The following is a 26,969-nucleotide window of genomic DNA, read 5'->3' as shown; positions in this document are numbered from 1 at the left end:
AAGAGAAGCCTTGCCATGACCACAGCGCCCTCGAGCATCGCGCAGCCGACCCAGCCCGCACGTCCGTTGACCCGCAATGACTACAAGACTTTATCGCTGTCCGCCCTTGGCGGTGCGCTGGAGTTCTACGACTTCATCATCTTCGTGTTTTTCGCCACGGTGGTCGGCAAGCTGTTCTTCCCGGCCGACATGCCCGAGTGGCTGCGCCTGATGCAGACCTTCGGCATCTTCGCCGCCGGTTACCTGGCGCGTCCGCTGGGCGGCATTGTGATGGCGCACTTCGGCGACCTGCTGGGTCGCAAGAAGATGTTCACCCTGAGTATTTTCATGATGGCGGTGCCGACCCTGATCATGGGTTTGCTGCCGACGTACGCGCAAATCGGCATGTGGGCGCCAATCCTGTTGCTGCTGATGCGCGTGATTCAGGGCGCAGCGATTGGCGGTGAAGTGCCCGGCGCGTGGGTCTTCGTTTCCGAACACGTGCCACAACGGCATATCGGCTACGCCTGCGGCACCCTGACGAGCGGTCTGACGGCGGGGATCCTTCTGGGTTCGCTGGTCGCCACCGCGATCAACAGCATTTACACCCCGGTGGAAGTGTCGGATTACGCCTGGCGGATCCCGTTCCTGCTCGGTGGCGTGTTTGGCCTGTTCTCGGTTTACCTGCGCCGCTGGCTGCACGAAACCCCTGTTTTCGCTGAGCTGCAACTGCGCAAGGCCCTGGCCGAGGAAGTGCCGCTGCGTGCGGTATTGCGCGACCATCGCGGCGCGATCGCGATTTCCATGCTGCTGACCTGGTTGCTGTCCGCCGCCATCGTGGTGTTGATTTTGATGACCCCGACGGTGTTGCAGACGGTCCACCACTTCTCGCCCACCACCGCCCTGCAGTCCAACAGCGTGGCGATCGTGTTCCTGAGCATTGGTTGCATCATTGCCGGCGCCCTCGCGGATCGTTTCGGCGCGGGCCGAGTGTTCGTGTTCGGCTGTGCCGCCTTGCTGGCCAGCTCCTGGACCTTCTACCACAGCCTGGCGGAGCATCCTGACTGGCTGTTCCCGATGTACGCCTTGACTGGCCTGCTGGTGGGCACCATCGGTGCAGTTCCGTATGTCATGGTCAAGGCATTCCCGCCGGTGGTGCGCTTCAGCGGCCTGTCGTTCTCTTACAACGTGGCTTACGCCATTTTCGGTGGCCTGACGCCGATGATCGTCAGCCTGCTGCTCAAGGAAAGCCCGATGGGCCCGGCGTATTACGTCGCGGTTCTGTGCGGGGTCGGAATTTTGGTGGGTGCGTATCTCTGGAAGAAGGGGCGCTGATCCCGAAATTGTCTGTAGCTGTACCGGCCCAAATCGCTAGCAGGCTAGCTCCCACATTGAAATGCATTCCAATGTGGGAGCTAGCCTGCTAGCGATTTGGGGCGCATGAATTATCCGGTAAAAACTCGAATACTGGCCTTTCATCCAATTGTCATATTTCAGCCATAGAGTGTTCACACGGCCTGCTGATACTTGGCCCCGACTAACACACCCTATCTGCTAGGAGTAAGGCATGAAACTGAAGCGTTTGATGGCGGCAATGACTTTTGTCGCTGCTGGCGTTGCGACTGCCAACGCGTTCGCCGCTGTTGACCCTGCTATCCCGAGCTACACCAAGACCACTGGTGTGTCGGGCAACCTGTCCAGCGTCGGCTCCGATACCCTGGCCAACCTCATGACCCTGTGGGCTGAGAACTACAAAAAAGAATACCCGAACGTAAACATCCAGATTCAGGCCGCTGGCTCCGCCACTGCGCCACCTGCGCTGACTGAAGGCACCTCCAACCTGGGCCCGATGAGCCGCAAGATGAAGGACACCGAACTGGCTGCCTTCGAGCAGAAGTACGGCTATAAGCCAACCGCTATCCCGGTTGCCGTGGACGCCCTGGCCGTCTTCGTTCACAAAGACAACCCGATCCAGCACCTGACCATGGAACAAGTCGACGCGATCTTCTCGTCCACTCGTCTGTGCGGTGCTAAAACCGACGTGAAAACCTGGGGTGACCTGGGTGTGACCGGCGACCTGGCCAACAAGCCGGTTCAACTGTTCGGTCGTAACTCGGTATCCGGCACCTACGGCTACTTCAAAGAAGAAGCCCTGTGCAAAGGCGACTACAAGCCAAACGTCAACGAACAACCAGGCTCGGCTTCGGTCGTGCAGTCGATCAGCTCCTCGCTGAACGGCATCGGTTACTCGGGCATCGGCTACAAGACCGCTAGCGTGAAGACTGTGGCCCTGGCCAAGAAAGGCAGCCAGGACTTCATCGAAGACACCGAAGAAAACGCCCTGAACGGCAAATACCCGCTGTCGCGTTTCCTCTACGTTTACGTCAACAAAGCCCCGAACAAGCCTCTGGCCCCGCTGGAAGCCGAGTTCGTGAAACTGGTTCTGTCCAAACAGGGCCAGGAAGTTGTAGTGAAAGACGGCTACATCCCACTGCCGGCCAAAGTTGCTGCAAAAGCACTGGCTGACCTGGGTCTGCAAGAAGGCGGCGCTGAAGTCGCAAAAAAGTAAAACCCTAGGTCCGGGTTGATCCCGGACCTGTAGGAGCAAAGCTTGCTCGCGAACGCGGTGGGTCAGTCGACATTGATACTGAATGTGAAGACCCATTCGCGGGCAAGCCTCGCTCCTACAAGGCTCAGGGTTGCCATTTCCGGCGACCCGGCCTCCCCATATTTTTGATCCACTGCCAGTTCTCGCTGGCGGCGGATTTGTTGCGTCACTGCATTGTCATCTTTCTGTCATACAGGATCGCTAGGGTGTGCGCATGAATGATCTGGCCAATTCCACCATGACTACAAATCCCCCCAAGCGAATTGATTTCAATACGCCTGAGTTGCAACGCAAGCGCCGCATCCGCGCGCTCAAAGATCGCCTGACCCGCTGGTACGTCCTCGTTGGCGGCCTTGCCGTTCTCGGCGCGATCACGCTGATCTTCTTCTTCCTTGCCTACGTCGTCCTGCCCCTGTTCCAGGGTGCCGACCTGACCGCCAAGGAATCCATCACGCCCGCCTGGATGCAGGACGCCGGCAAGCCGCTGATGATCTCCCTGGAAGAGCAGAACCAGGTCGCCATGCGGGTTTCCGACAAAGGGCAGGCACTGTTTTTCGACATCGACAGTGGCGCCGAACTCAAGCGCGTCGATCTGCCGGTTCCGGCCGGCGCTACCGTGACCTCCATCGGCGAAGACCAACCGGGCCATCCATTGGTGGCGGTGGGCTTCTCCAATGGCCAGGCGCTGGTGTTCCGTCACACCTATAAAGTCAGCTACCCGGACGGCAAGAAGACCATCTCGCCGGCCGTCGAATATCCGTACGGCGAAACCCCGATTGCGCTGAACGAGGCGGGCGGTGCGCTGGAGCACGTCAGCCTCAACGCCACCGATTCGACCCTGATGCTGGTCGGTTCCACCGGTTCGCAACTCAATGTTCTGTCGCTGACCAGCGAAGAGAACATGATGACCGGCGAAATCACCAACGAGCAGAAACGCATCGATCTGCCGCAGATGACCGAGCCGGTGAAGAACATCTTCGTCGACCCGCGCCAGCAGTGGCTGTATGTGATTAACGGTCGTGCGCAAGCCGACGTGTTCAGCCTGCGCGACAAGAGCCTCAACGGTCGCTACAAGCTGCTCGAAAACGGCGAAGCCGAGATCACCGCCAGCACCCAACTGGTGGGCGGTATCTCACTGATCCTCGGCGACTCCAAAGGTGGCCTGGCCCAGTGGTTCATGGCTCGCGACCCGGATGGCGAACTGCGCCTGAAGCAGATCCGCACCTTCCAGATGGGCACCACGCCAATCGTTGAAATCACTGCCGAAGAGCGTCGCAAAGGCTTCATCGCCCTCGACGCTTCCGGCAAACTCGGCGTATTCCACAGCACCGCGCACCGCACCTTGCTGGTGGACCAGGTCGTGGAAGGCCAGGGCCTGTTCGGTCTGTCGCCACGGGCCAACCGCGTGATCGTGGAAGCCGGCGGCAAGATTCAACCGCTGCTGCTCGACAACCCGCACCCGGAAGTGTCGTGGAGCGCGCTGTGGAGCAAGGTCTGGTACGAGAACTACGACGAGCCTAAATACGTCTGGCAATCGACCGCCGCCAACACCGATTTCGAACCGAAGCTGAGCTTGTCTCCGCTGACCTTCGGCACCCTGAAAGCCGCGTTCTACGCCATGCTGCTGGCCGCGCCATTGGCTGTCGCTGCGGCGATCTACACCGCGTACTTCATGGCCCCGGGCATGCGCCGCAAGGTCAAACCGGTGATCGAGCTGATGGAAGCGATGCCGACGGTGATCCTCGGTTTCTTCGCCGGTCTGTTCCTCGCGCCGTATGTAGAAGGGCATTTGCCGGGCATCTTCAGCCTGCTGATGCTCTTGCCGATCGGCATTCTGGTGGCCGGCTTCGTCTTCAGCCGCCTGCCTGAATCGATCCGCCTGAAAGTGCCGGACGGTTGGGAAAGCGCGATTCTGATCCCGGTGATCCTGTTCGTGGGCTGGCTCTCGCTGTACATGAGCCCGTTCATGGAGAACTGGTTCTTCGGCGGCGACATGCGCATGTGGATCTCCCACGACCTGGGCATCACCTACGACCAGCGCAACGCACTGGTGGTCGGTCTGGCCATGGGCTTTGCGGTGATCCCGAACATCTACTCCATCGCCGAAGACGCCGTGTTCAGCGTGCCGCGTGGCCTGACCCTCGGTTCCCTGGCCCTCGGTGCCACGCCGTGGCAGACCATGACCCGCGTGGTAATCCTCACCGCCAGCCCGGGCATCTTCTCGGCGCTGATGATCGGCATGGGTCGCGCGGTCGGTGAAACCATGATCGTGCTGATGGCCACCGGTAACACCCCGGTCATGGAAATGAACCTGTTCGAAGGTCTGCGCACCCTGGCGGCCAACGTCGCAGTGGAAATGCCCGAATCGGAAGTCGGCGGCAGCCACTACCGCGTGCTGTTCCTCTCGGCGCTGGTGCTGCTGTTGTTCACCTTCGTCATGAACACCCTCGCAGAACTGATTCGTCAGCGTCTGCGCAAGAAATACTCGTCGCTTTAAGAAAGGTAGAAGTCTGTGAAACAGAACTCCCTGAATGGATGGTTCAAGAGCGGCGCCCCCGGCGTCTGGATCAGCGGTGGCGCGGTGTCCATCGCGGTCATCATGACCATTGGCCTGCTGGCGGTGATTGCCGTGCGCGGTCTGGGTCACTTCTGGCCGGCTGATTTGATTCACGCCAGCTACGACGTGCCGGGCCAGGCCAATCACCTGGTCATCGGCGAAGTGGTACAGAAAGAAGAAGTGCCGCGTGCGCGCCTGAAAAGCGCCGGGCTGCCGGTGCCTGACGAAGGCCCGGAGTTCATGACCCGCGAGCTGATCAAGGTCGGCAACCGTGACTTGAACGGCAACGACTTCACCTGGATCGTCGGCGAGTGGCTGACCAACCAGAAGACGCCACCTGAGCTGATGGCCATCGAGCGTCGCGAGTGGGGCAACTTCTACGGCTACCTGGTCAACGTCAAACAGGACGGCAAGGTCATCGCTGAAGGCGAGGCTGCGTGGCCTGAGTTGCAGGCCCGAGTGGCCCGCGTCAACCAGCTCGCCTCTCAGCTCAAGACCCTGGAAAAAGTCGACATCGGCGCGATCAACTCAGGCCTCGAACGCATCCGTCTGCACGGTCGCAAACTGGAACTCGCCGGCAAGCTCGATGCCACCGCGCAAGCGGACATGGAATCCGAGCGCGCCGAGCTGAACGCACGTTATCAGGACATCGAAGCACGCCTGAACGACCTGCACGCCCAGTTCAATCGCGACAGCCTGACGGCCCGCGACGCCAACGGCAAAGAGATTGAAATCGGCATCGGCAAAGTGGTTCACGCCTATCAGCCGAACGCCATGGGGACGATGACCAAGATCGGTTTCTACTTCAGCAAGGTCTGGGAATTCCTCAGCGACGACCCGCGTGAAGCGAACACCGAGGGCGGGATTTTCCCGGCCATCTTCGGCACCGTGATGATGACCCTGATCATGGCAATGATCGTGACCCCGTTCGGCGTACTGGCGGCGGTTTACCTGCGTGAATACGCCAAGCAGAACACGCTGACGCGGATTATCCGCATCGCCGTGAACAACCTGGCGGGCGTTCCGGCCATCGTCTACGGCGTGTTCGGTCTGGGCTTCTTCGTTTACGTGCTGGGCGGCTCGGTCGACCGGTTGTTCTTCCCTGAAGCGCTGCCGGCACCGACCTTCGGTACGCCGGGTCTGCTCTGGGCTTCGTTGACCCTGGCGCTGCTGGCGGTGCCGGTGGTGATCGTGGCCACCGAAGAAGGTCTGGCGCGGATTCCTCGCACCGTGCGTGAAGGCTCGTTGGCCCTCGGCGCGACCAAGGCGGAAACCTTGTGGAAGATCGTGCTGCCGATGGCCAGCCCGGCGATGATGACCGGGATGATCCTCGCCGTGGCTCGCGCCGCCGGTGAAGTGGCGCCGCTGATGCTGGTGGGTGTGGTGAAACTGGCGCCGTCGCTGCCGCTGGATGGCAACTACCCGTACCTGCACCTTGACCAGAAGATCATGCACTTGGGCTTCCATATTTATGACGTCGGCTTCCAGAGCCCGAACGTCGAAGCCGCACGACCGCTGGTGTACGCCACAGCGTTGCTGCTGGTGCTGGTGATCGCGACATTGAACCTGTCGGCCGTTTATATCCGTAACCACCTGCGCGAGAAATACAAAGCGCTGGATAGCTAATTTAGCGCCGCTCCCTGTAGGAGCCAGGCTTGCCGGCGAAGGCGATTTCAAGGACGCCTTCGCGGGCAAGCCTCGCTCCTACAGGACGGCAACACCGCTGGCCCATTATGTGAGGCCAGCGGACAACCGAACCGAATTTGTCAGCACAGGGAGCTTCCCATGCAGCACGAAACACATACCCACGGCATCAACATGTCTGCCCTGGGCCGCGACAAACAGAGCCTGAGCCTTGCGCAGGAAACCGTGGCCATTGAAGTGCCGGGCCTGAGCCTGTTCTACGGCGACAAACAAGCGCTGTACGACGTCAGCATGAACATCCCGAAACAGCGCGTGACCGCCTTCATCGGCCCGTCCGGCTGCGGCAAGTCCACGCTGCTGCGCACCTTCAACCGCATGAACGACCTGGTCGATGGCTGCCGCGTAGAAGGCGAAATCAACCTCTACGGCAACAACATCTACCGCAAGGGCGAAGACGTGGCCGAGCTGCGTCGTCGTGTCGGCATGGTGTTCCAGAAGCCGAACCCGTTCCCGAAAACCATTTACGAAAACGTGGTTTACGGCCTGCGCATCCAGGGCATCAACAAAAAGCGCGTCCTCGACGAAGCCGTCGAGTGGGCGTTGAAAGGCGCGGCACTGTGGGACGAAGTCAAAGACCGTCTGCATGAATCGGCACTCGGCCTGTCCGGTGGTCAACAGCAACGTCTGGTGATCGCGCGCACCATCGCCGTGGAACCGGAAGTGCTGCTGCTCGACGAACCGTGCTCGGCACTCGACCCGATCTCGACGCTGAAAGTCGAAGAGCTGATCTACGAACTGAAATCGAAATTCACCATCGTCATCGTGACCCACAACATGCAACAGGCCGCTCGGGTTTCCGACTACACGGCGTTCATGTACATGGGCAAACTGGTGGAATTCGGCGACACCGACACCTTGTTCACCAATCCGGCGAAGAAGCAGACCGAAGACTACATCACTGGTCGCTACGGCTAGGAAGCTGTTGTTGCTCACTGAACTGACGCTGCGGTCCACCGCACCTTACCGGACGCTCCAAGGACGCCAACATGATTAGCAAAGAAGGCCTTACCCATCACATCTCCGCGCAGTTCAACGCTGAGCTGGAGGAAGTTCGCAGCCACCTCCTGGCCATGGGCGGGCTGGTCGAGAAACAGGTCAACGACGCGGTCACCGCGCTGATCGAGGCCGACTCCGGCCTGGCCCAGCAAGTGCGCGAGATCGACGACCAGATCAACCAGATGGAACGCAACATCGACGAAGAATGCCTGCGCATTCTGGCCCGTCGTCAGCCGGCCGCGTCCGACTTGCGTCTGATCATCAGCATCTCCAAGTCGGTGATCGACCTTGAGCGCATCGGTGACGAAGCAACCAAGATCGCCCGTCGCGCCATCCAGTTGTGTGAAGAAGGCGAAGCCCCGCGCGGCTATGTCGAGGTGCGCCACATCGGCGACCAGGTGCGCAACATGGTTCGCGATGCACTGGACGCGTTTGCCCGTTTCGATGCCGACCTGGCGTTGTCGGTGGCGCAGTACGACAAGATCATCGACCGCGAATACAAGACCGCCCTGCGTGAACTCGCCACCTACATGATGGAAGACCCACGCTCTATCTCGCGGGTCTTGAGCATCATCTGGGTGCTGCGTTCGCTGGAGCGCATCGGCGACCACGCGCGCAATATTTCCGAGCTGGTGATTTATCTGGTGCGCGGCACCGACGTGCGTCACTTGGGCCTCAAGCGCATGAAAGAAGAAGTTGAAGGCACAAGTGGTGAAACCGCTAATGTTCCGGGCAAAGTTGACGATAAGTAAGATTGCCCAAGTAAAGCGCCCGGCCTTTTGGCCGGGCGTTTTTGTTTACGGGTTTGTGAATTTGAATGCAGCACCCGCGAACGAAAAGTCCCGGCGTGACTGAAGGTTTATGGCGATGCGCCATCAGTAAAGCGGTATGCTTGCCGGGATTTTTTAAAGGGGTGATGGATGAGTAAGGTCAGTGTATTGGTCGTGGATGATGCGTCATTCATTCGTGACCTGGTGAAGAAGTGCCTGCGCAACTACTTCCCGGGGATCCGGATCGAAGACGCGGTCAACGGCAAGAAGGCTCAGGCCTTGCTGGCGCGGGAAGCGTTCGACCTGGTCCTGTGCGACTGGGAAATGCCGGAAATGTCCGGCCTGGAACTGCTGACCTGGTGCCGCGAGCAGGACAACCTCAAGACCATGCCCTTCGTCATGGTGACCAGCCGTGGCGACAAAGAGAACGTCGTCCAGGCCATTCAGGCCGGTGTATCCGGCTACGTCAGCAAGCCGTTCACCAACGAACAACTGCTGACCAAGGTCAAGCAGGCGCTGAACAAGGTCGGCAAGCTCGACACCTTGATGAACAGCGCGCCGACCAAAATGAACTCGGCGTTCGGCAATGATTCCTTGAGCGCGTTGACCGGCGGCAAGCCTGCCATGGCCAGCGTTGCACCTGCTGCTGCACCGATTGCCCGACCTGCCGCCGCTGCACCCGCGCCAGCACCCGCGGCGACTGCCCCGTCCCGTGGCCTGCTCAACAGCCCGCCGGTAAAAGCACCGGCGGCGTCTGCCGCGCCTACCGGTGGTCGTGGCCAAGGCCAATTGCGCCTGCCCAATGGCATTCAGCAATGCGTGATCAAGGCGTTGAGCCTCAAGGAAGCGCTGCTGGTGGTCAAACGCAGCGAAGCCCTGCCGCAAGTGCTCGACAGCGCCGTGCTCGATCTGGAGCAGGGCGACAACGCTGAAGTCGCCCGCCTGAACGGTTACCTGCACGCCATCGTCGCCCACGAGCAGAAACCCGACAGCGAATGGCTGCAACTGACGTTCCGCTTTGTTGACCAGGATGCGCAGAAACTGGATTACATCTCCCGTTTGATAGCACGTGGTACGGCGCAGAAGCATTTCGTTCCAGGCGCATAACCTTCGTCGCCTGACAGTCCGCCTTCGCGGGCAAGCCTCGCTCCTACGGTTAACGTGATCTGTAGGAGCGAGGCTTGCCCGCGAAGGGGCCATTAGATTCACCACACATCCCCCCGACCTGCCCATTTTGAAACATCTGCCGACTACCCGGGTCCATTGCAGCTGCTAGGCTCATCCCCAGGCCTTACTCGACAGAATCCTGCCCATGCTCGCGCGCCTGCTGTTTTGCTGTGGTCTGTTCATGGCGTCCTCTACGGCCATGGCCATGACCATCTACAAATCCACCGATGCCAATGGCGTGGTCTCCTACAGCGACCGCCCCACGAAAGGCTCCAAGGTGTTCACTTTTCGTGATCGCATGGTCGAGCACCTTGAGCGTCAGGTGTACCTCGTCATCACCAAGAAAAAAGGCGTGGACAGCGTGTACGTGCGCAACGACCTGTATGCGCCGGTACAGATCGAGTTGAGTTTCGCCGGGCTGCAGAACGTCAGCGGTGCGCCGAGCCGACCGATTCGCCGGGTCATGCCGGCGCGCAGCAGCATTCGTCTGGCGCTGCTCACGGCGACGCGGGCCGAAAGGCCGCTCGCGTACACCCCCAGATTTGAATACTTCCTGGGTGATCCCTCAGGGGCCGCCATGGCCTATCGATACCCGTTCCCCTGGCGCGGTGGACCGTTTCGGCTGAGCCAGGGCGCCAATGGCCAATACAGCCACTTCGGCCCCAAGAATCGCTACGCCATGGATATCGCGATGCCTGAGGGCACGCCGATCATTGCCGCGCGGGGCGGGGTAGTGGTGAAAACCGAGAATGCCCAGACCGGGCGCGGCAACGATCCGTCAGGCAATTTCGTGCGAGTGCTGCACGATGACGGGACGATGGGCGTGTACTTGCACCTCAAGCGAGGTTCGGTGAGTGTTCGCGAGGGGCAAAGGGTGTCGGTGGGCAGTCCGCTGGCGCTGTCGGGCAACACCGGCAACAGCAGCGGGCCGCACCTGCATTTTGTGGTACAGCGCAATACCGGGATGGGGTTGGTGTCGATTCCGTACCAGTTCAATCAACCGGTGGGGGCATTGCCCAACTTTGCGTTGGGCAAACAATGATGTGTTGCCTGGGCTGACGCCTTCGCGGGCAAGCCTCGCTCCTACAGACTCAGCGAAATCCTGTAGGAGCGAGGCTTGCCCGCGAAGGGATCGACATGGTTCCGGATCAGCCGATCAATCCAGCATCAACACCTTGGCCAAAATAATCTTCGGCCCTTTCATCTTCTTGATGATGATCCGCAAGCCTTCAACTTCCAGCACCTCTTCCTCCTCCGGCACCCGTTTCAGGGATTCATACACCAGACCGGCGAGGGTTTCGGCTTCGACGTGGTCCAGATCGATGCCCAGCAGGCGCTCGACCTTGAACAGTGGCGTATCGCCGCGAACCAGCAACTTGCCCGGCTGATACGCGAGGATCCCGCGCTCGGCCTTGCGGTGTTCGTCCTGAATGTCGCCGACCAGCACTTCCAGCACGTCTTCCATGGTCAGGTAACCGATGACATTGCCATCGGCCTCTTCGACCAGCGCGAAGTGCGAGCCACCTTTGCGGAACTGCTCCAGCAATTGCGACAGCGGCATATGGCGCGACACGCGTTCCAGCGGTCGGGTCAGCTCAGCCAGGTTGAACGACTCGGGAATGTGGTCCAGCGCGGCCAGTTCCAGCAGCAGGTCCTTGATGTGCAGCAGGCCGACGAACTCCTGGCGATCGCTGTCGTACACCGGATAACGGCTGAACTTGTGGCGACGGAACATCGCCAGGATTTCCTTGAGCGGCGCGTTGAATTCCAGCGTCACCAGGTCTTCGCGGGAGTTGGCCCAGTCGACCACTTCCAGCTCGCCCATTTCCACGGCCGAGGCCAATACGCGCATGCCTTGGTCGCTCGGGTCCTGGCCACGGCTGGAGTGCAGGATCAGTTTCAGTTCTTCACGGCTGTAATGGTGCTCGTGATGGGGGCCGGGTTCACCCTGGCCAGCAATGCGCAGGATGGTGTTGGCGCTGGCGTTGAGCAGGTAAATCGCCGGGTACATCGCCCAATAGAACAGGTACAGCGGCACGGCGGTCCACAGCGACAGCAATTCGGGTTTGCGGATGGCCCAGGATTTCGGCGCCAGTTCACCCACCACGATGTGCAGGTACGAGATGACAAAGAACGCGGCGAAGAACGACACGGCCTTGATCACTTCGGCCGACTGCACGCCGACGGCTTCCAGTAGCGGTTCGAGGATGTGCGCGAACGCAGGTTCACCAACCCAGCCGAGGCCCAGGGAGGCGAGTGTGATACCCAATTGGCAGGCCGACAGGTAGGCATCGAGCTGACTGTGAACGGTGCGCAGGATGTGCCCGCGCCAGCCGTTTTTATCAGCGATGGCCTCGACCCGGGTCGAGCGCAGTTTGACCATGGCAAATTCCGCCGCAACGAAAAATCCGTTGAGCAACACCAGGATCAGAGCAAAAAGAATCATGCCGAAGTCGGCAAAGAGTGTTGCGAGGGTCAAGCCAGGGGAAGGGTCCATGATGGAGTTTTGCGGGTTCCGTGTATTCGAAAAGGGGGTCAATGCGGTGCCTGAAGGGCAGGCACAAGTCAGCCAATGTAGCGGCTGACCGGGTGCTTGCCTAGTGGCGAATGCTGGCCGGTATCAGTCGGCCGTGCTGATGACTCGGGATTTGGTGACCTGGGCGGGCGCGAAATGGCAGGTAAACGTACTGCCGTGGCCCGGCACGCTGCTGATTTCCATCCGTGCGCGGTGGCGCAGCAGCACATGTTTGACGATTGCCAGCCCAAGCCCGGTGCCGCCGGTGTTGGAGTTGCGGCTGGAATCGACGCGGTAGAACCGTTCGGTCAGGCGCGGCAGGTGTTTGCTGTCAATACCGATGCCGGAATCCTGCACGCTCAGGTGCGCGCCTTGCTCGTCGCCCCACCAGCGAATGCGGATATTGCCTTCGGCCGGGGTGTATTTCACCGCGTTGAACACCAGGTTGGAAAACGCACTGCGCAATTCGGCTTCGCTGCCCTTGAGCAGAATCGTCGGATCGGCTTCCAGGGTGATGCGCTGGTTTTTTTGCCCGGACAGTTGCTGAGCGTCGCCCTTGATCGATTGCAGCAAGCCATCGATGGCCACGGGCTGGTTGTCCGACGGGTAATCGGTGGCTTCCAGCTTGGCCAGCAGCAGCAAGTCGTTGAGCAACGTCTGCATGCGCCCGCCTTGCTGCTGCATTTGCTGCAGGGCACGGGTCCAGCGCGGGTTCACGTCATCGACGTTGTCGAGCAGGGTTTCCAGATACCCGCAGATCACCGTCAGCGGCGTGCGCAGTTCATGGGAAACGTTGGCGATAAAGTCTTTGCGCATCTGTTCCAGCTGATGGATGCGCGTCACGTCGCGCACCAGCATCAAGTGTTCATTGTTGCCGTAACGGGTGATGTACAGCTGAATGCGCAGTCGATCATTGATCGGCGAGGGGATTTCCAGCGGCTCGGCGTAGCTGTCCTGCTCGAAATATTCCTTGAAGCGCGGATGGCGCACCAGGTTGGTCACCGGCTGGCCACTGTCCTGCGGCGTCTTGAGACCGAGCAGGGTTTCCGCGGCGCGGTTCCACCATTCGAGGTTGCCGTCGGTGTCGAGCATGATCACCGCGTCTTTCAACGCGGCGGTGGATTCCTGGACCCGGTCGATCACCGCTTGCAGGCGTCCGCGCACGCGTTGGTCGCGGCGTTGCAGGTGATAGATGCTGTCGAACACTTCGCCCCACAGGCCATAGCCATCGGGCGGCGCTTCATCGGGTTTGTGCAGGCGCAGCCACTCGTGCAGACGCAGCAATTGCTTGAGGGTCCAGGCCAGGTAAAGGCCCAGGCCCGCAGCGAGGCTCCAGCCGTAGTAGCCGGTAATCAGGCCGATCACCAGGCAGGCGGTGACCAGTAGCAGCATGTGGCGAATCAGGGTGCCATGCCAGTTTTGGTTCACTTGAACGCGCGTCCTTGTCAGCTTGTCGGGCGGGAAAGGGCTGAATCAGGCTTTGGTGGAAAACCGGTAGCCGGTGCCGCGCACGGTTTGTACCAGATTTTCGTAGGCATCACCGAGGGCTTTGCGCAGGCGACGGATGTGCACGTCGACGGTGCGTTCCTCTACATACACATTGCCGCCCCAGACCTGATCCAGCAACTGGCCACGGGTGTAGGCGCGTTCCTGGTGGGTCATGAAGAATTGCAGCAAGCGGTATTCGGTCGGGCCCATCTCGGCGGGTTTGCCGTCGATGGTCACGCGGTGGCTGATCGGGTCCAGCAGCAGGCCGCCGACTTCAATCGGCGCTTCGCCATCGGTAGGGCCGGCGCGGCGCAGCACGGCTTTGAGGCGCGCAACCAGCTCACGAGGGGAAAACGGTTTGGTGATGTAGTCGTCGGCGCCGACTTCCAGGCCCTGGATCTTGTTGTCCTCTTCGCCCTTGGCGGTGAGCATGATGATCGGGATGTCCCCGGTCAGCTCATCGCGCTTGAGGCGGCGGGCCAGTTCGATACCGGAGGTGCCGGGCAGCATCCAGTCGAGCAGGATCAGGTCCGGTTTGCGGTCGACGATGATCGCGTGGGCCTGTTGCGAGTTTTCGGCCTCCAGGCAGTCATAGCCGGCCATTTCCAACGCAACGGCGATCATTTCGCGAATGGGCGCTTCGTCGTCGACGATCAGAATGCTCCTGCCAACCATGCCTTTAATCCTCTTGTCATTTAACTGTCTTGCGCCGCATTAGATAACGGAATTATTGCAGTCGTGTGACAGTATTTTAGTCGCCCGGCGATTGTCGCGAACCTGAACTAAGCTCTAAGTCCGAATCCTGACAACCACAAAAGGAAGGTTTCCATGAAGAAATACTCGCATTCCTTCAAGGCTTTGATGCTGACCGCAGCCCTGGCGTTGCCGGCAATGGCCTTCGCGGCTGAGCCTGTGATGATGAAAGACGGTGTGATGGCGGACCACAAGGGCATGACCCTGTACACGTTCGACAAGGACACCACCGCTGGCAAGTCGGTGTGCACTGGTGAATGTGCAGAGTACTGGCCACCGTTCAAGGCGGAAGCGGGCGCCAAGGCCGAAGGTGACTGGACAATCGTCACGCGTGACGATGGCACGATGCAGTGGGCCTACAAGGGCAAACCGCTGTACTACTTCAAGAAGGACGCGAAACCGGGTGACAAAACGGGCGACAAAGTGAAGGACGTCTGGCACGTGCTCCAAGGGCCGAAGATGTAAGGCCGATCCGAAACGGCGGCCTCGTTTCCGTAGGAGCGAGGCTTGCCCGCGAAGGCGTCAGCCGCCTCACCGCACCGCGTAATCCAAAACAATCCCCACAAAAATCGCCAACCCCGCCCAATGGTTGTGCAAGAACGCCTTGAAACACCGCATCCGGTCCTTGTCACGGGTGTACCAGAACTCCCACGCAAAACAGCCCGCCGCCGCCAGCAGTCCCAGGTGGAACCACCCACCCAGCTCGAATTTCGACCCGGCCAGCAACAGGCAACCCAACGCCAACCCTTGCAAGGTCAGGATGATCACCCGGTCCGCCTCGCCAAACAGAATCGCCGTGGATTTCACACCGATCTTCAAGTCGTCGTCGCGATCAGTCATCGCGTAATAGGTGTCATAACCCACCGTCCACAGCAGGTTGGCGATCCACAGCAGCCACGCCGCTGCCGGCAGTTCGCCGGTTTCGGCGGTGAACGCCATCGGCATCCCCCAGGAAAACGCCGCGCCCAGCACCACTTGCGGGTAATAGGTGTAGCGCTTCATGAACGGGTAAGTGAAGGCCAGCGCCAAACCGCCGAACGACAACCACACCGTTGCCGCATTGGTGCACAACACCAGCAGGAAACTCACGCCCATCAGCAATGCAAAGAACACCAGCGCTTCTTTGGAGCTGATCTTTCCGCTCGGCAGCGGGCGCTGTTCGGTGCGTTTCACATGGCCATCGACCTTGCGGTCCGCCCAGTCGTTGATTACGCAACCGCCGGCGCGGGTCAGCACCACGCCGAGCACGAAGATCACCACGTTGGCCAGCGACGGCGAACCTTTGCCGGCAATCCACAACGCCCACAGCGTCGGCCACAGCAGCAGGTAAATGCCGATGGGTTTGTCCATGCGCGTCAGCTGAATGAAATCCCAGGCCCGAGGGTTCAAGCGGTTCAGGGACTTGAGCAGGCTCTGGTACATCAGCAGTTCTCCGGATGGGCGCGGGTGGCGTGCCACAAGGTCGGCAGGAAAATCTCGGCCACCAGCACGCTCAAGGCGCCACGGTCGAAGCGCGAGCGACGGCCCCACAACTCAGGTGCCCGGCACTCCACCGGCAGCCACTCCTGAGGATAGTGACAAACCTCGATGGCGCGACGCTGAAACGCCTGATCGCAAAACAGCAACTCGCCCAGCGAGCGGCTGCCCAACTCGTCCATGTGCAACCCGTCGCCCTGCAACGCGCTGCGTGCCGCCACACTGCGGGCGAACACCCAGGCTTCACCGTGGCCGCGCAGATACACCTCGCGCACCCAGCCTTCACTGTCTTCGGCCAGGTCCAGTGCCGCACATTCGTCCGCGCGCAGCGGTTGCCAGCCTTCGAAAAGCGGCGTGACGCTGAAGCTGTCATTCGACAGACGGGTCAGCCGTCGGGTCAGCGAACCTTCGTCGAACAACCAGTCGAGGGTAGACGTGTCGGGGAGCGGCGAAAGTCGGCTTTGGGGAAGCCAGAAAGGAGGTTTTGAGTGCGGCACAGTGAGTCATTATTGGCAGCAAATGAGGCGGCGAGCTTACCATGTCGGTCGGTGATTTTGATTGATCCGGCGCCCCATTGCGTCGAACAGGCTTGCATCTGCCGGGCCCGATCAGTACAAAACGCCCTGAGCCGGACGGCAGCGCTGCAACCATCGACCGTTCGCGCCGGCAATAAGCCTGAATCCTGAGGATGTACCTGAATGAAAAAGTGGCAATGTGTGGTCTGCGGCCTGATCTACAACGAAGCCGACGGCTGGCCGGATGACGGCATTGCGCCGGGCACCCTGTGGCAAGACGTGCCGGAAGACTGGCTGTGCCCGGACTGCGGCGTCGGCAAGATGGATTTCGAAATGATCGAAATCAACTAAGACATTTAGAGGAGTAAGGAATGAACGCACCTGTCGTGATCGTCGGCACCGGGCTGGCTGGCTACAACCTCGCCCGGGAGTTTCGCAAACTCGATAGCGAAACCCCGCTGCTGCTGATTACCGCCGATGACGGGCGCTCCTACTCCAAGCCGATGCTCTCCACGGGCTTCGGCAAGAACAAAGACGCCGACGGCCTGAGCATGGCCGAACCCGGCGCCATGGCCGAACAGCTGAAGGCCGAAGTGCGCACCCACACGCGCATCAGCGGCATCGATCCTGGCCACAAGCGCCTGTGGATCGGCGAAGAATCGGTGATCTACCGCGACCTGATCCTGGCCTGGGGCGCCGAAACCGTGCGCGTGCCCATCGAAGGTGATGCGGCGGACGCCGTGTTCCCGATCAACGACCTCGAAGACTACGCGCGCTTTCGTGCGGCAGCGGCCGGCAAACGTCGGGTGCTGTTGCTCGGTGCCGGTCTGATCGGCTGTGAATTCGCCAACGACCTGATCCTTGGCGGTTACGAGGTGCAACTGGTTGCACCGTGCGAACAGGTCATGCCGACCTTGCTGCACCCGGCGGCAGCCGCTGCGGTCCAGGCCGGGCTGGAAAGCCTCGGCGCACGTTTCCACCTCGGGCCGGTGCTCAACCGCTTGCAGCGTGTTGAAGAGGGTTTGGAAGCGCATCTATCGGACGGTCAGGTGATCCCGTGCGACGTGGTGGTCTCCGCCATCGGTCTGCGTCCGCGCATCGACCTGGCGGCCGCCGCCGGTGTGCAGGTCAATCGCGGCGTAGTGGTCGACCGTCACCTGAAAACTTCTCACGCCAACATCTACGCCTTGGGCGACTGCGCTGAAGTCGACGGGCTGAATCTGCTGTACGTGATGCCCCTCATGAGCTGTGCGAGAGCGCTGGCACAAACCCTAGCCGGCAACCCGACAGCCGTGAGCTACGGCCCGATGCCGATCACCGTCAAAACGCCGGTTTGCCCGTTGGTGGTTTCGCCGCCGCCACGGGGTTTGGAGGGCGTCTGGACCGTCGAAGGGCAGGGCGCTGATATCAAGGTTTTATGCCGTGATGCCGCCGGAAAACTGCTCGGTTATGCCCTGACAGGCACGGCGGTAATGGAAAAACTCGCACTGAACAAAGAACTTCCACCGCTGCTGGCGTAAATACCGGTCGTTCTGTCGGAATCACCCCGCTTTTGCCCCTACAAACGTCGCGCCGAGACTGGCGCGGCTCTTCCGTGCGTGCCATTCTCACTCCCGTCTGCCGCAGAGTAGAGCACCTGCGGCGCTTTGGGCGCTGTTCCAACGAGAACAGCACGGACATAACAACAAAAAACCGTCAAAGGGGCTTCACTAATGCGTAAACCAGAACTCGCCGCCGCCATCGCGGAAAAAGCAGATCTCACCAAAGAACAGGCCAACCGCGTTCTCAACGCCGTTCTCGAAGAAATCACCGGCGCCCTGCACCGCAAGGACAGCGTGACGCTGGTCGGCTTCGGCACCTTCCTGCAACGCCACCGCGGCGCACGCACCGGCAAAAACCCGCAAACCGGTGAGCCCGTCAAAATCAAGGCCAGCAACACCGTTGCGTTCAAGCCAGGCAAATCGTTGAAAGACAGCGTTAATCCGTAACACGCACCGACGCCCGCATAGCGGGTGAGCGGAACAAAAAATGGGCACGCCAACCAGGTTGGGTGCCCATTTTTTATGGCCACAAGACTCATGCCGGGCGCCTACGGATCAGACAACACAAGACTATTGTAGGAGCCGGCTTGCTGGCGATAGCGGTGGATCAATCAACATCAATGTTGCCTGACACGCCGTCATCGCCAGCAAGCTGGCTCCTACAGTCCTATGTACCAGCGAATTCCCCACTCCCCCCGCAGCAATTCAGTGACAAGGGCCTCCCCATCTTTTGAGCTGACAACAATCACTGTAGGAGCCGGCTTGCCGGCGATAGCGCCCGATCAATCAACATCAATGTCGCCTGACACACCGCCATCGCCAGCAAGCCGGCTCCTACAGGTTTACGTGCGTGGCGAATCAGCCGGTTCGACTTTGTTGCCTGGCGAAAATCGCCGCCATTTCCGGATCATCGAGGTGATCCAGCGCCCGCTCCACCAACAAGTGCACCCCGTCGGCCATGCGGCTGAGCGCCAGGGCTACGGAGCGGCGTGAGCCGTCCACATCGTCGGCGAGGTCGGCGGCGATGGCGCTGATGGATAGCAGGTCTTCCGAGGCGTTGGCGAGGAGGGCTTCAGTGTTGATGCCGGGGCAGACGCTGAAGAGTTGGCCGTTGCGTTTCGGTGGTTTGGGTTCGGTTGGCGGGAAGTGATGGTCGAGGGCGCGTTCGGCGGCTTCGTTGAGTTTGTTTGAGTCGGGGCTTTCGTATGGGGAAACCGGATCGGTTTCCGGTGGGTTTGGTGTGACCTTGAACATGGTTACTTTCCTTTAGTAGGGCCGTGACCATTTCGCGACTAAACGAAAAGGAGGCGGCTGTGCGCAAGTTAGTCGACCGGTAAAGTCACCAAAAACCCGGCGCGCCCAAGGGCGCCATGCGCACAGCCACCATCAAGTGCAGGCAAACACCTGACTGGATGACACTTGTGCAACCGTAGATGACTAGCCGGGCGACTAAACCCGATCACTGATGAGCAGTGACACGAACCAAGTTACCGACCGCCCCCAAGGCGCACAAGCCGGCGGATTCTGGCGTAGCCGTAGGCAACGACGCAAGGTGTTGTAGCTCTCAGGAAGTAACTTACAAGGCTTTTAAACAAGCTCGGTCAAGTGGTGTTTAAGTGGCAGAGACACTGCCACTTTTTTTCATTCGGGCAAGCGCTACACAATCGAATCAATATCCAAATGGAAGGGTTTGCCCACCGCATGCCCGCCCGTAATTGCCGCAATAGCCGCGCCATTGTCTTCCGGGGGTGACGGAATCATCGCCAGTGGATCGTGGGCAGTATTTTTCGGATGGGCTCTCCAACGTAGCAGGATTTCTTGCACCCACTCGGGCTGGTCGGCATGGCTGCCATAAACATCGGCCACGGTAACTGTGTGCTTGTGCGGCGCTTCCAGGCGAGCTTGGGTCATCCGGAGATTTTCGACTTCTTTTTCAAGATCCCTGATGTCTTGGGCATCTCGATGGGGATTGGAATAAGCGCGAGCCTGCCTTTCGATTTTCGTGCTCAATGCTTTCAGTTGCCCTTTGACGTTTTCCAGGTTGGCGCTGACCCGGTCGAATTCCGTCAAGGTCACCCGCGAACGTCTTTTTTCCTGCGCTTCCTGCCAGCGGCGCAGGGTGGCCCAGCAGCCGGGAATGTAGCTGCCAACCATCGAGTGATGGTCGCCGTCTATTATCTGCCGCAGGAATGAACCACGCTTGGGCAAGCCATTGGTCTGTCGTAGCGCCTCGGCGTAGCCATGGTCGTTGATTGTGCTGCAACCCGGTTCCCAGAGAATGGAGGATTGACGTCCATCGCCGAAATCCACCGGCATGAAGTGTCGTAACTTGCCGTGATGCCCATAGGGGTCACCCGTGAAGTTGATGATCCCGCCGATGAAGAACGCCAAACCGCCAACCGGGTGGAGGGAAAGTACCGCGCCATGAGTGGCATAGGCCGGAACCCGGTTGGACGGCGTGTTCATCCAGGTGGAAGGAACGCTCGGCACGGGGTCGTTGTGGAAGACGATGCGATGGTGGTTTAGCGGTTTTGCAGCTTCGATAAAGGTCGAGTCGGCGGCGCGGGGGGCGCCGTAGGTGTAGAGCACGATGTCTGGCGTAAATCGTTTGTCGCGTCGCAACATCTCAGACAAGATCAGCGCCACCGCCCCGCCCAGACTGTGCCCGGTAATCAGCACTTTTTGTCCGCTAAAGAACTTGTCGAGATATTTCACCACAAATGGGTAGGCTACTTTGGCAGCCCGATAAAAACCGTTGTGTACCTTGCCATCCCCCTCCTCGAAAGGTACTTGGTGGGCATCCGCATCAAGCCAGGCGTCGGGCAATTTCTCACTGGTTCCCCTGACACTAACCAATATCAACTCGTCGTGATGGCTGATAAAGGCCTGAGTGTCCGAGCTTTCCGCTAGTTTGCGATCATCGAGGAAGTGCAGCTTCGCCGGGTGTTCCTGCTCTTCACCCAACTCAGGGTCGTTGGCCTCTGGATACAATTGCGGATCGAACGGCACCACTTCCAGACGTTTGGAGTAAGGCACCTCTTCATACAGGGGGTAGAACTTCGCAGTCTGTGAGCCATCGACTTGCCATAGCTCTTCAAATTGCGGCAAGGCGTGACCGAACCAGTTGCCGCTGCTGGGCCGTAATGGAAATGACACGCTGTCGGTTGTTACGGGCTGGGTGTTCGGCTCTTGACCAAAATCGGTGTAACTCAACGTCGACATCAGCGCCAGTTGATAGAGGTTGAGTGCGCAAAAGTCGTTGCTGGTCGACAACATGGGCCGCAGCGCCCTCATCGGTCGCACTTCCAGCACATGATGCTTGTTTGGTAGAAGGGCGACGCCTTTTGGTTTGGCTGCGCTTAGGCCAACTTCCGGGGCACTGGCATTTTGTGTTGTGAAAGTTCGGGTTTTGGCCGGCTGACGGAACAAGGTGTGCACCGCCATATTGGGTGGGTTGCTACGCGAGGCCAGGGGCGGCAGATGCGCTATGTGCTTTACCAGTTCGCTCACTTCGACCTGGTAATAGGCATTGGGATCAGCGAGATTTTTTGCAGGATTTGCCAACGTGCGCATACCTGATTTTTCAGTAAAGCGGGTTTTTTCGGCGCGTACTTGTAGTTCGGTGATGGGGAGGGGGTAGTTCGGTCTTTCGCGTAAAAACGAGTATGTTTTTTCGCTCCCTTGATATGGCTGACTTAACTTAAGCAATATCGGGCCGCAGAAATGGTTGTTGACCTTTCCAGCACCGATGGCATCGAGTTTTCCCGTATAGACGGTGTCCTCGTAATCAGTAACCTCGTACGGCAAACCGGCATAAGGGGTGCCATCACCGGACTCGTCCACTAACTGAAAACTCGTTGAATGGCCACGCAAAGGGCAAGCGTGGATATTGCCACTCATAAATGGCGCATCACTCGCGGCCAAAGGTCCGATGCTCATGGGGTTTCCTCTTTGTTTTCCGTACAGCCTGGGTAAATGGTACAAATCCGCTCATCCAACATTTTGAATGTGCTGAAGTCCTTGTGATTGCCGTAGCAAAACGCATATTGGTCTTCGAAGTTGTCACCCATGCATCGCTTCCACCCACCGGGCACGTTGATCCAGGTGTCACCGATTGCCGGTCTTTCCTCATCGGCTAATTTGATCTTCAGCTTTACGGTTTTCCCTGGCAGTTGATCCAGCGTGTAAGTCGTAAAAGGACGGCCTCTGATGACATTGCCTTGTGCATCGGTTTTCCTGCAGTCGAGGATTTTTGTGATGTAGCGATTGGGGCCAACTGTGCGGAACAACCATTGGCACTGTCCGGAAAAACTACCTTCGCCTTCGGAGTTGAAGACGCCTTTGTATTTCTCAAGCAACTCATGACGCACTGCGATTGAGATAAATTCGTAGGTGGTGTAACTGCGTTTGCTATCTCTGCCGATGACTCCAATGATTTTGACCTCCACATGGTTCAACGCCAACGGGCAATTACTGACGGTCCGGTACAGCACGATCTCCGACGTGTCGTGGTATTTCATGTAGATCTTGTTGAACCCGAGCTGAGTATTTTTCCCGCCCGGCACGGTGCACGTTTGCCCTTTGGCGGGTACGTAAGTGGCGGTAAGGTCGTAGGTGAAGTCAGGCGGAAAATCGGGGACGAAGGTAAAGCTGTCCGACTTGCCGAGCGCGGAACAACCCACGGTCAAGGAAAGACAACTGCCGAAAGTCAGGCTTTGAACGATTCGTTTCAGAGGCGGGACAGCTCCTCGCCAGTACCAAGCTTTTTGACGCGTCATGGGGTTTCGTCCTTGTCTTCCGTGCAGCCTGGGTAAATGGTGCAAATCCGTTCATCCACCATCCTGAAGGTGCTGAAATCCTTGTGATTGCCGTAGCAAAACGCATGCTGGTCTTCGAAACCTTTCCCCATACAGCGCTTCCAGCCGTCAGGCACCTTCACCCATGTGTCGCCCTTATAGGGCTCCTCTTCATGGTTTAAGGAAATCTTCAGCTTTACGGTTTTCCCAGGCAACTGATCGAGCGTGTAAGTCGTAAGTGGACGAATTCTCGTGACGTTTCCTTGTGCATCAGTGTTTTTGCAGTAAAGGATTTTTATGAGGTAGCGTTCGGGGCCGACTGTGCGGAAAAACCATTGGCATTCGCCGGAGAACTCACCTACGCCGGCAGCATTGAACGTGCCTTTGTATCGACCCAACTGCTCTGAACGCACGTCAATTGCGGCGTAGTCAGAGCTTCTGTCACTGAGTACCGGGCCAAAGATGCCCGTAATCTTTATCTTCATATGACTAAACGCCAACGGGCACCCGCTCACGGTTCGGTAAAGCGGGATCTCGGAAGTCGCTTCGTATTCCATGTAGACCTTGTTAAATCCAAGCTGAGTACCTTTCCCACCCGGCACGGTGCACGTCTGCCCTTTGGCGGGCTTATAGGTGGCGGTCAGCTCGTACTTGAAGTCAGGCGGAAAATCGGGGACGAAGGTAAAGCTGTCCGACTTGCCGAACACGGAACAACCCACGGTCAAGGCAAGGCAACTCCCGAGGGCCAAGCTTTGAAAGATCCGTTTCATACCGGCGCATCTCCCTGCCAATAGAGCACTTGCTGATACACCCGCTCAAAATGCGCCGCCGAGTCCTCTTCCGGCTTCGGTTGCCATGTCCTGGGCGGCAAGTACCCCGGTGCCTTCAAGCACTGAGTCAACAAAAAATGCACCTGCTCGGGTTGCTGCCAATTCCATAAATGGGCCAGTTGAATCAGGCCCCATAACCAGTCATCCACGTTCCGCTCTGCGGCGAGCCGAGCCAGGGCCTCGGTGTGCTCACGGACCAAATAGCGGCGCGTGTTATCGAACTGCACATTCGCGTAGACAATCTCCGGCGTCGGGGTTTTCAGCCACGCCGGCTCAAGGGGCAGCGGATGTTTGCCGGGGTCAGGGTTGTCCGTGACCGTCCATTGCTCGGCGTGCCAATAACAAACGCTGGCGATCGGCCCCAGATAATCGGCGTACTGCTCCGGTTGCAGATAGCTGAGGGCGCGCCCCAGTACGCGATTATCGTGGAAGCGATACAGCGCCAGATTCGGGCGCTCACCGACCACCAGCCGGTCGCGCCAGTGAGCGACCAAAGCATCAAGGTCCGTGAGAGCGGCGCTTGCCAGCCAACCCCAATGACACTCTGGCGTATCGAGCAGCGCCTGAATGACCGGATGTTTGACGGTCACCACCTGAAAAAGAACAGGGCCTGCTTGCGCCATTGAATTCGCCGCCGTGCCTATATACAGATTGCGGTACCGCTCGGCGCCCAGTTCCTTGGTTAACGCGTTGCGCTCGTCGAGATGACCGTCTGAGTCGAGCACCAGATAGAGTTCCCGTGCGGACCGGGATTGATCGAACAGCCATTGTTCAAGGGTATTCATGCGACTTCTCCGATGCTGCATTGGCCAGCAAGACAGGCCTCGCAAAGCGGGCAGTAGTCCGCCGCCTGCTGTCGGGCGCTGGCGACGATGGACATTGGGTTGGCGATAACGGCATTGGCAGTGCGAGCCGGAGCTTGTAGCGCCTGTAACGGCTGAATACCCGCCAGTGGCGCACCGCCCTCGACGATGGCCACGCTGCTGAAAATCCCGCCCGCGTTGATGACAATGTGGTGACCTCCCGCCGTGAGCGTCAGGCTCATGCCCGCATCGATCACTACGTTGGTGGCGGTGACATGAGCCTGTTGGCCAGCCTGAATCACCAGCGAACCCGCGGACGTGGTGCTGCTGTTGCCGCTGATAGTGATCAACTCGTCACCACCGATCACCGTGCTGCGCGCGCCTTGGGTGGTGTGTAATTCCTTGCCCCTGATCAGGCTGGTGCTGTTGTTGTCCACCTGTTCGAAGCGGTCGTTGTTGATCAGGCTGTGGCTGTCGTTGAGGATCAGTTGCTCGATGTCGCGTTGTGCGCGCAGGTAGATTTTTTCCTGCCCGGTGCGGTCTTCAATCGCCAGTTCGTTGTAGCCGCCACTATGTGGCGAGCTTTGGCTGCGCAGCACCGTTCTGGTTTTGTGCTCGGGCAGTGGATGCGCGACGGACATGACCTTGTTGGCCACGCAACCGGTGATCAACGGTTGATCCGGATCGCCTTCCTGAAAAGTCACGACCACTTCCATCCCGACGCGCGGGATCGTCACCGCGCCAAATCCCTCGCCTGCCCAGCTAGACGCAACTCGTAGCCAGCAACTGCTTTTTTCGCTGTTGAGTTCTGTTCGATCCCAAGGCATTTCGACGCGAACCCGGCCGTATTCGTCGCAAAAAATTTCCTCTCCGGGCGGACCTGTGACACGAGCGGTCTGGCAGACCAACACAGGTTTTCGGGGGGGCAGAGGAGGGCGGTAGAGCACGTCTGACGGAATAGCGTTGAACCTGTTGCGGTAGCCTTGAGTGAAACCGTCCGCGGGTGGGGCGTCGCTGATGAATGCCTCTTCCAGAGATTGCGGTTGTTTCCCTTCGTGACGAAGGCTTACCAGCAACCACATGCCGTTGCAGGTTGAGCGCGGGTGTTCAGTCAGGTCGAACAAGTAACCGCTACGCAGTGTCGGCTGATTGCTTGCTCCCACGACCAACTGATAGTCGCTGCGGTGTCGCTCCAGTGCTTGGCGGACGAGCTGTTTGCCATGTTTCTCAGACTTCATCGGCAGCGGATAGCGGTAGTCTTCAAGCTCGGGGGTGAATTCTGCGGTGAAGCGACTTTCCAGCAACAGGCTCGGGCGTTCCAGGTCATAGTCGCGGCGTGTGACCGTGCTGGTGCGGGTGCTGAAACCCATGGCAAACCGGTGGACGACCGGATGCTCGGCGACCATGCCGGCGCCTTGCCGATAGGGGGTTGCGCCGAGAGTCGGTAAAAAGACCTGGTCGTCGGTGAACACCAGCAAATGACTTTCAGGCGAATGCTGGTGATGCCATGCAATACCGTCTTCAGCGCACAGACGCTGGACGAATTCGAAGTCACTTTCCCCATATTGGGTGCAAAACTCGCGCTTGACGCTGGTGCTGACATGGAAGGTAAACACATCCGTCTGCATGCCATGTTTTTGGAGAACCTGAGTGATGATTTGTGGCACGGTCAGATTCTGGAAAATCCGTTGGTTGTGGCTGAACTTTAAGTAGTAGAGGGTGGGGACCAGTGTCAGCTGATAGCGGGTCAGGCGTTTTCCAGATTCGCCCCCAACCACATTTTCGATATGGCCATGAATGCCCTCGCCGTTGAGGCCGAATTGGAGAAATGCGGGTTGGTTGAGCAAGCTTTCCAGATCGAAATCCGGATGCTCGCTGACTAGGTCAACCTGAATCGAATACAAGGCGCTGATGGTTTCCGTGCCTTCGAAGGCCAGCACTTTGAAGTCGTTGTGAACCGTCGGGATCAGGAGGGTGAAGTGGGCAACGTTGGCCGGTGCAAGCATGCGCTTATCCTTTTGCTACGTAGTCGCTCGTCCTTAAGCTGAAAGAAAAATCGGCGAAACCGAGCCATACGTGCCCGGATTAAGTCGCCAAAATGCCGGGCACGCTAACAAGGCATGCAAAGTATTGATGTAGGAAGGATCTTGAAGAGTGGTGTGATATTTCCCAGATACCCGAAGTTCCACTTTGGAACTTTGTTTTAAATTCAAAGTGGCCATCATAGTGATGGCACTTTTCTTATCGGCAGTTGTCACTCGTCGCTTTATTCATCGATGCCGTAACATTTCGGAATGCTCCTACATTTATATTTTTTAGTTTTTGGCATGCTGCGCGCCTGCCAAAGGGAGCAATCGGCAATGAATATGCGATTAATTCAGGTGAAAGAAGCGGAGGCCTCTACCTCAACGGTTTCAGGGCGTTGGGTCGAGCGCTGAATTATTAAACTGACATCAGGGATCCCCTTGCTA

23 protein-coding genes are annotated in these 26,969 nt (G+C 59.0%); 12 read left to right on the top strand and 11 right to left on the bottom strand.

The window, feature by feature from the left end:
- The first annotated feature begins 15 nt into the window (after nucleotides 1-15).
- From KGA82_RS07955 to KGA82_RS07920, 8 genes are all read left to right on the top strand, one after another.
- A complete protein-coding gene (locus KGA82_RS07955) occupies nucleotides 16-1,314 on the top strand; it encodes an MFS transporter (protein WP_223450079.1) in 1,299 nt (432 codons plus the stop codon).
- 232 nt (nucleotides 1,315-1,546) lie between these two features.
- A complete protein-coding gene (locus KGA82_RS07950) occupies nucleotides 1,547-2,548 on the top strand; it encodes a phosphate ABC transporter substrate-binding protein PstS (protein WP_008038131.1) in 1,002 nt (333 codons plus the stop codon).
- A 253-nt stretch (nucleotides 2,549-2,801) separates the two neighbouring features.
- Nucleotides 2,802-5,084, top strand: coding sequence for an ABC transporter permease subunit (locus KGA82_RS07945; RefSeq protein WP_008030700.1), 2,283 nt, complete (start codon nucleotides 2,802-2,804; stop codon nucleotides 5,082-5,084).
- 15 nt (nucleotides 5,085-5,099) lie between these two features.
- Complete coding sequence (gene pstA / locus KGA82_RS07940) at nucleotides 5,100-6,770, top strand: phosphate ABC transporter permease PstA (protein ID WP_008030699.1); 1,671 nt, start codon at nucleotides 5,100-5,102, stop codon at nucleotides 6,768-6,770.
- A 159-nt stretch (nucleotides 6,771-6,929) separates the two neighbouring features.
- A complete protein-coding gene (gene pstB, locus KGA82_RS07935) occupies nucleotides 6,930-7,763 on the top strand; it encodes a phosphate ABC transporter ATP-binding protein PstB (protein WP_008030698.1) in 834 nt (277 codons plus the stop codon).
- A 71-nt stretch (nucleotides 7,764-7,834) separates the two neighbouring features.
- Nucleotides 7,835-8,596, top strand: a complete 762-nt coding sequence (gene phoU, locus KGA82_RS07930; RefSeq protein WP_084317714.1) for a phosphate signaling complex protein PhoU — start codon at nucleotides 7,835-7,837, stop codon at nucleotides 8,594-8,596.
- Between the two features lie 168 nt (nucleotides 8,597-8,764).
- The gene (locus tag KGA82_RS07925; protein WP_223450078.1) at nucleotides 8,765-9,721 is read left to right on the top strand and encodes a response regulator; all 957 of its coding nucleotides are present in this window, start codon (nucleotides 8,765-8,767) and stop codon (nucleotides 9,719-9,721) included.
- A 205-nt stretch (nucleotides 9,722-9,926) separates the two neighbouring features.
- On the top strand, nucleotides 9,927-10,823 hold the full coding sequence (locus KGA82_RS07920; RefSeq protein ID WP_192417719.1) for a peptidoglycan DD-metalloendopeptidase family protein: 897 nt from the start codon (nucleotides 9,927-9,929) through the stop codon (nucleotides 10,821-10,823).
- 114 nt (nucleotides 10,824-10,937) lie between these two features.
- On the opposite strand, the gene KGA82_RS07915 is transcribed toward KGA82_RS07920, so the two are convergent.
- From KGA82_RS07915 to phoB, 3 genes are all read right to left on the bottom strand, one after another.
- The gene (locus KGA82_RS07915; RefSeq protein WP_008030693.1) at nucleotides 10,938-12,278 is read right to left on the bottom strand and encodes a hemolysin family protein; all 1,341 of its coding nucleotides are present in this window, start codon (nucleotides 12,276-12,278) and stop codon (nucleotides 10,938-10,940) included.
- Between the two features lie 123 nt (nucleotides 12,279-12,401).
- A complete protein-coding gene (gene phoR, locus KGA82_RS07910) occupies nucleotides 12,402-13,688 on the bottom strand; it encodes a phosphate regulon sensor histidine kinase PhoR (protein ID WP_219739792.1) in 1,287 nt (428 codons plus the stop codon).
- An 81-nt stretch (nucleotides 13,689-13,769) separates the two neighbouring features.
- The gene (phoB, locus tag KGA82_RS07905; protein WP_007896474.1) at nucleotides 13,770-14,459 is read right to left on the bottom strand and encodes a phosphate regulon transcriptional regulator PhoB; all 690 of its coding nucleotides are present in this window, start codon (nucleotides 14,457-14,459) and stop codon (nucleotides 13,770-13,772) included.
- A 153-nt stretch (nucleotides 14,460-14,612) separates the two neighbouring features.
- On the opposite strand from phoB, the gene KGA82_RS07900 reads away from it, so the two are divergent.
- Nucleotides 14,613-15,002: a hypothetical protein gene (locus KGA82_RS07900; RefSeq protein WP_192228182.1), complete on the top strand. Its 390-nt coding sequence runs from the start codon at nucleotides 14,613-14,615 to the stop codon at nucleotides 15,000-15,002.
- Nucleotides 15,003-15,068: 66 nt separating this feature from the next.
- Here the strand turns inward: KGA82_RS07900 and ubiA are convergent, their stop codons facing one another.
- The gene (gene ubiA, locus KGA82_RS07895) at nucleotides 15,069-15,959 is read right to left on the bottom strand and encodes a 4-hydroxybenzoate octaprenyltransferase (protein WP_223450077.1); all 891 of its coding nucleotides are present in this window, start codon (nucleotides 15,957-15,959) and stop codon (nucleotides 15,069-15,071) included.
- Nucleotides 15,959-16,510, bottom strand: coding sequence for a chorismate--pyruvate lyase family protein (locus KGA82_RS07890; RefSeq protein WP_008038114.1), 552 nt, complete (start codon nucleotides 16,508-16,510; stop codon nucleotides 15,959-15,961). The genes ubiA and KGA82_RS07890 overlap by 1 nt, the downstream gene beginning before the upstream one ends.
- A 201-nt stretch (nucleotides 16,511-16,711) precedes the next feature.
- Between KGA82_RS07890 and KGA82_RS07885 the strand changes: the two genes are divergently transcribed.
- From KGA82_RS07885 to KGA82_RS07875, 3 genes are all read left to right on the top strand, one after another.
- Entirely contained in the window at nucleotides 16,712-16,879 is a 168-nt protein-coding gene (locus KGA82_RS07885) for a rubredoxin (protein ID WP_007954349.1), read from the top strand.
- A 20-nt stretch (nucleotides 16,880-16,899) separates the two neighbouring features.
- On the top strand, nucleotides 16,900-18,048 hold the full coding sequence (locus KGA82_RS07880; protein ID WP_223450076.1) for an NAD(P)/FAD-dependent oxidoreductase: 1,149 nt from the start codon (nucleotides 16,900-16,902) through the stop codon (nucleotides 18,046-18,048).
- Nucleotides 18,049-18,240: 192 nt separating this feature from the next.
- Nucleotides 18,241-18,516 (top strand): HU family DNA-binding protein, encoded by a 276-nt coding sequence (locus KGA82_RS07875; protein ID WP_003213368.1) that lies wholly within the window; start codon nucleotides 18,241-18,243, stop codon nucleotides 18,514-18,516.
- 411 nt (nucleotides 18,517-18,927) lie between these two features.
- Here KGA82_RS07875 and KGA82_RS07870 read toward each other — a convergent pair whose 3' ends face one another.
- From KGA82_RS07870 to KGA82_RS07845, 6 genes are all read right to left on the bottom strand, one after another.
- Nucleotides 18,928-19,323 (bottom strand): DUF6124 family protein, encoded by a 396-nt coding sequence (locus KGA82_RS07870; RefSeq protein ID WP_223450075.1) that lies wholly within the window; start codon nucleotides 19,321-19,323, stop codon nucleotides 18,928-18,930.
- A gap of 402 nt (nucleotides 19,324-19,725) precedes the next feature.
- A complete protein-coding gene (locus tag KGA82_RS07865; RefSeq protein ID WP_223450074.1) occupies nucleotides 19,726-22,008 on the bottom strand; it encodes a lipase family protein in 2,283 nt (760 codons plus the stop codon).
- Nucleotides 22,005-22,802, bottom strand: a complete 798-nt coding sequence (locus KGA82_RS07860) for a hypothetical protein (RefSeq protein WP_223450136.1) — start codon at nucleotides 22,800-22,802, stop codon at nucleotides 22,005-22,007. The genes KGA82_RS07865 and KGA82_RS07860 overlap by 4 nt, the downstream gene beginning before the upstream one ends.
- Nucleotides 22,803-22,843: 41 nt before the next feature.
- Nucleotides 22,844-23,635 (bottom strand): hypothetical protein, encoded by a 792-nt coding sequence (locus tag KGA82_RS07855; RefSeq protein WP_223450073.1) that lies wholly within the window; start codon nucleotides 23,633-23,635, stop codon nucleotides 22,844-22,846.
- On the bottom strand, nucleotides 23,632-24,480 hold the full coding sequence (locus tag KGA82_RS07850; RefSeq protein ID WP_223450072.1) for a DUF4123 domain-containing protein: 849 nt from the start codon (nucleotides 24,478-24,480) through the stop codon (nucleotides 23,632-23,634). The genes KGA82_RS07855 and KGA82_RS07850 overlap by 4 nt, the downstream gene beginning before the upstream one ends.
- The gene (locus KGA82_RS07845; RefSeq protein ID WP_223450071.1) at nucleotides 24,477-26,504 is read right to left on the bottom strand and encodes a type VI secretion system tip protein VgrG; all 2,028 of its coding nucleotides are present in this window, start codon (nucleotides 26,502-26,504) and stop codon (nucleotides 24,477-24,479) included. The genes KGA82_RS07850 and KGA82_RS07845 overlap by 4 nt, the downstream gene beginning before the upstream one ends.
- Nucleotides 26,505-26,969: the final 465 nt, after the last annotated feature.

Source organism: Pseudomonas sp. BF-RE-22 (assembly GCF_019956155.1).
GTDB lineage: Bacteria > Pseudomonadota > Gammaproteobacteria > Pseudomonadales > Pseudomonadaceae > Aquipseudomonas > Aquipseudomonas migulae.
This window is presented reverse-complemented; position numbering and strand designations above follow the sequence as displayed.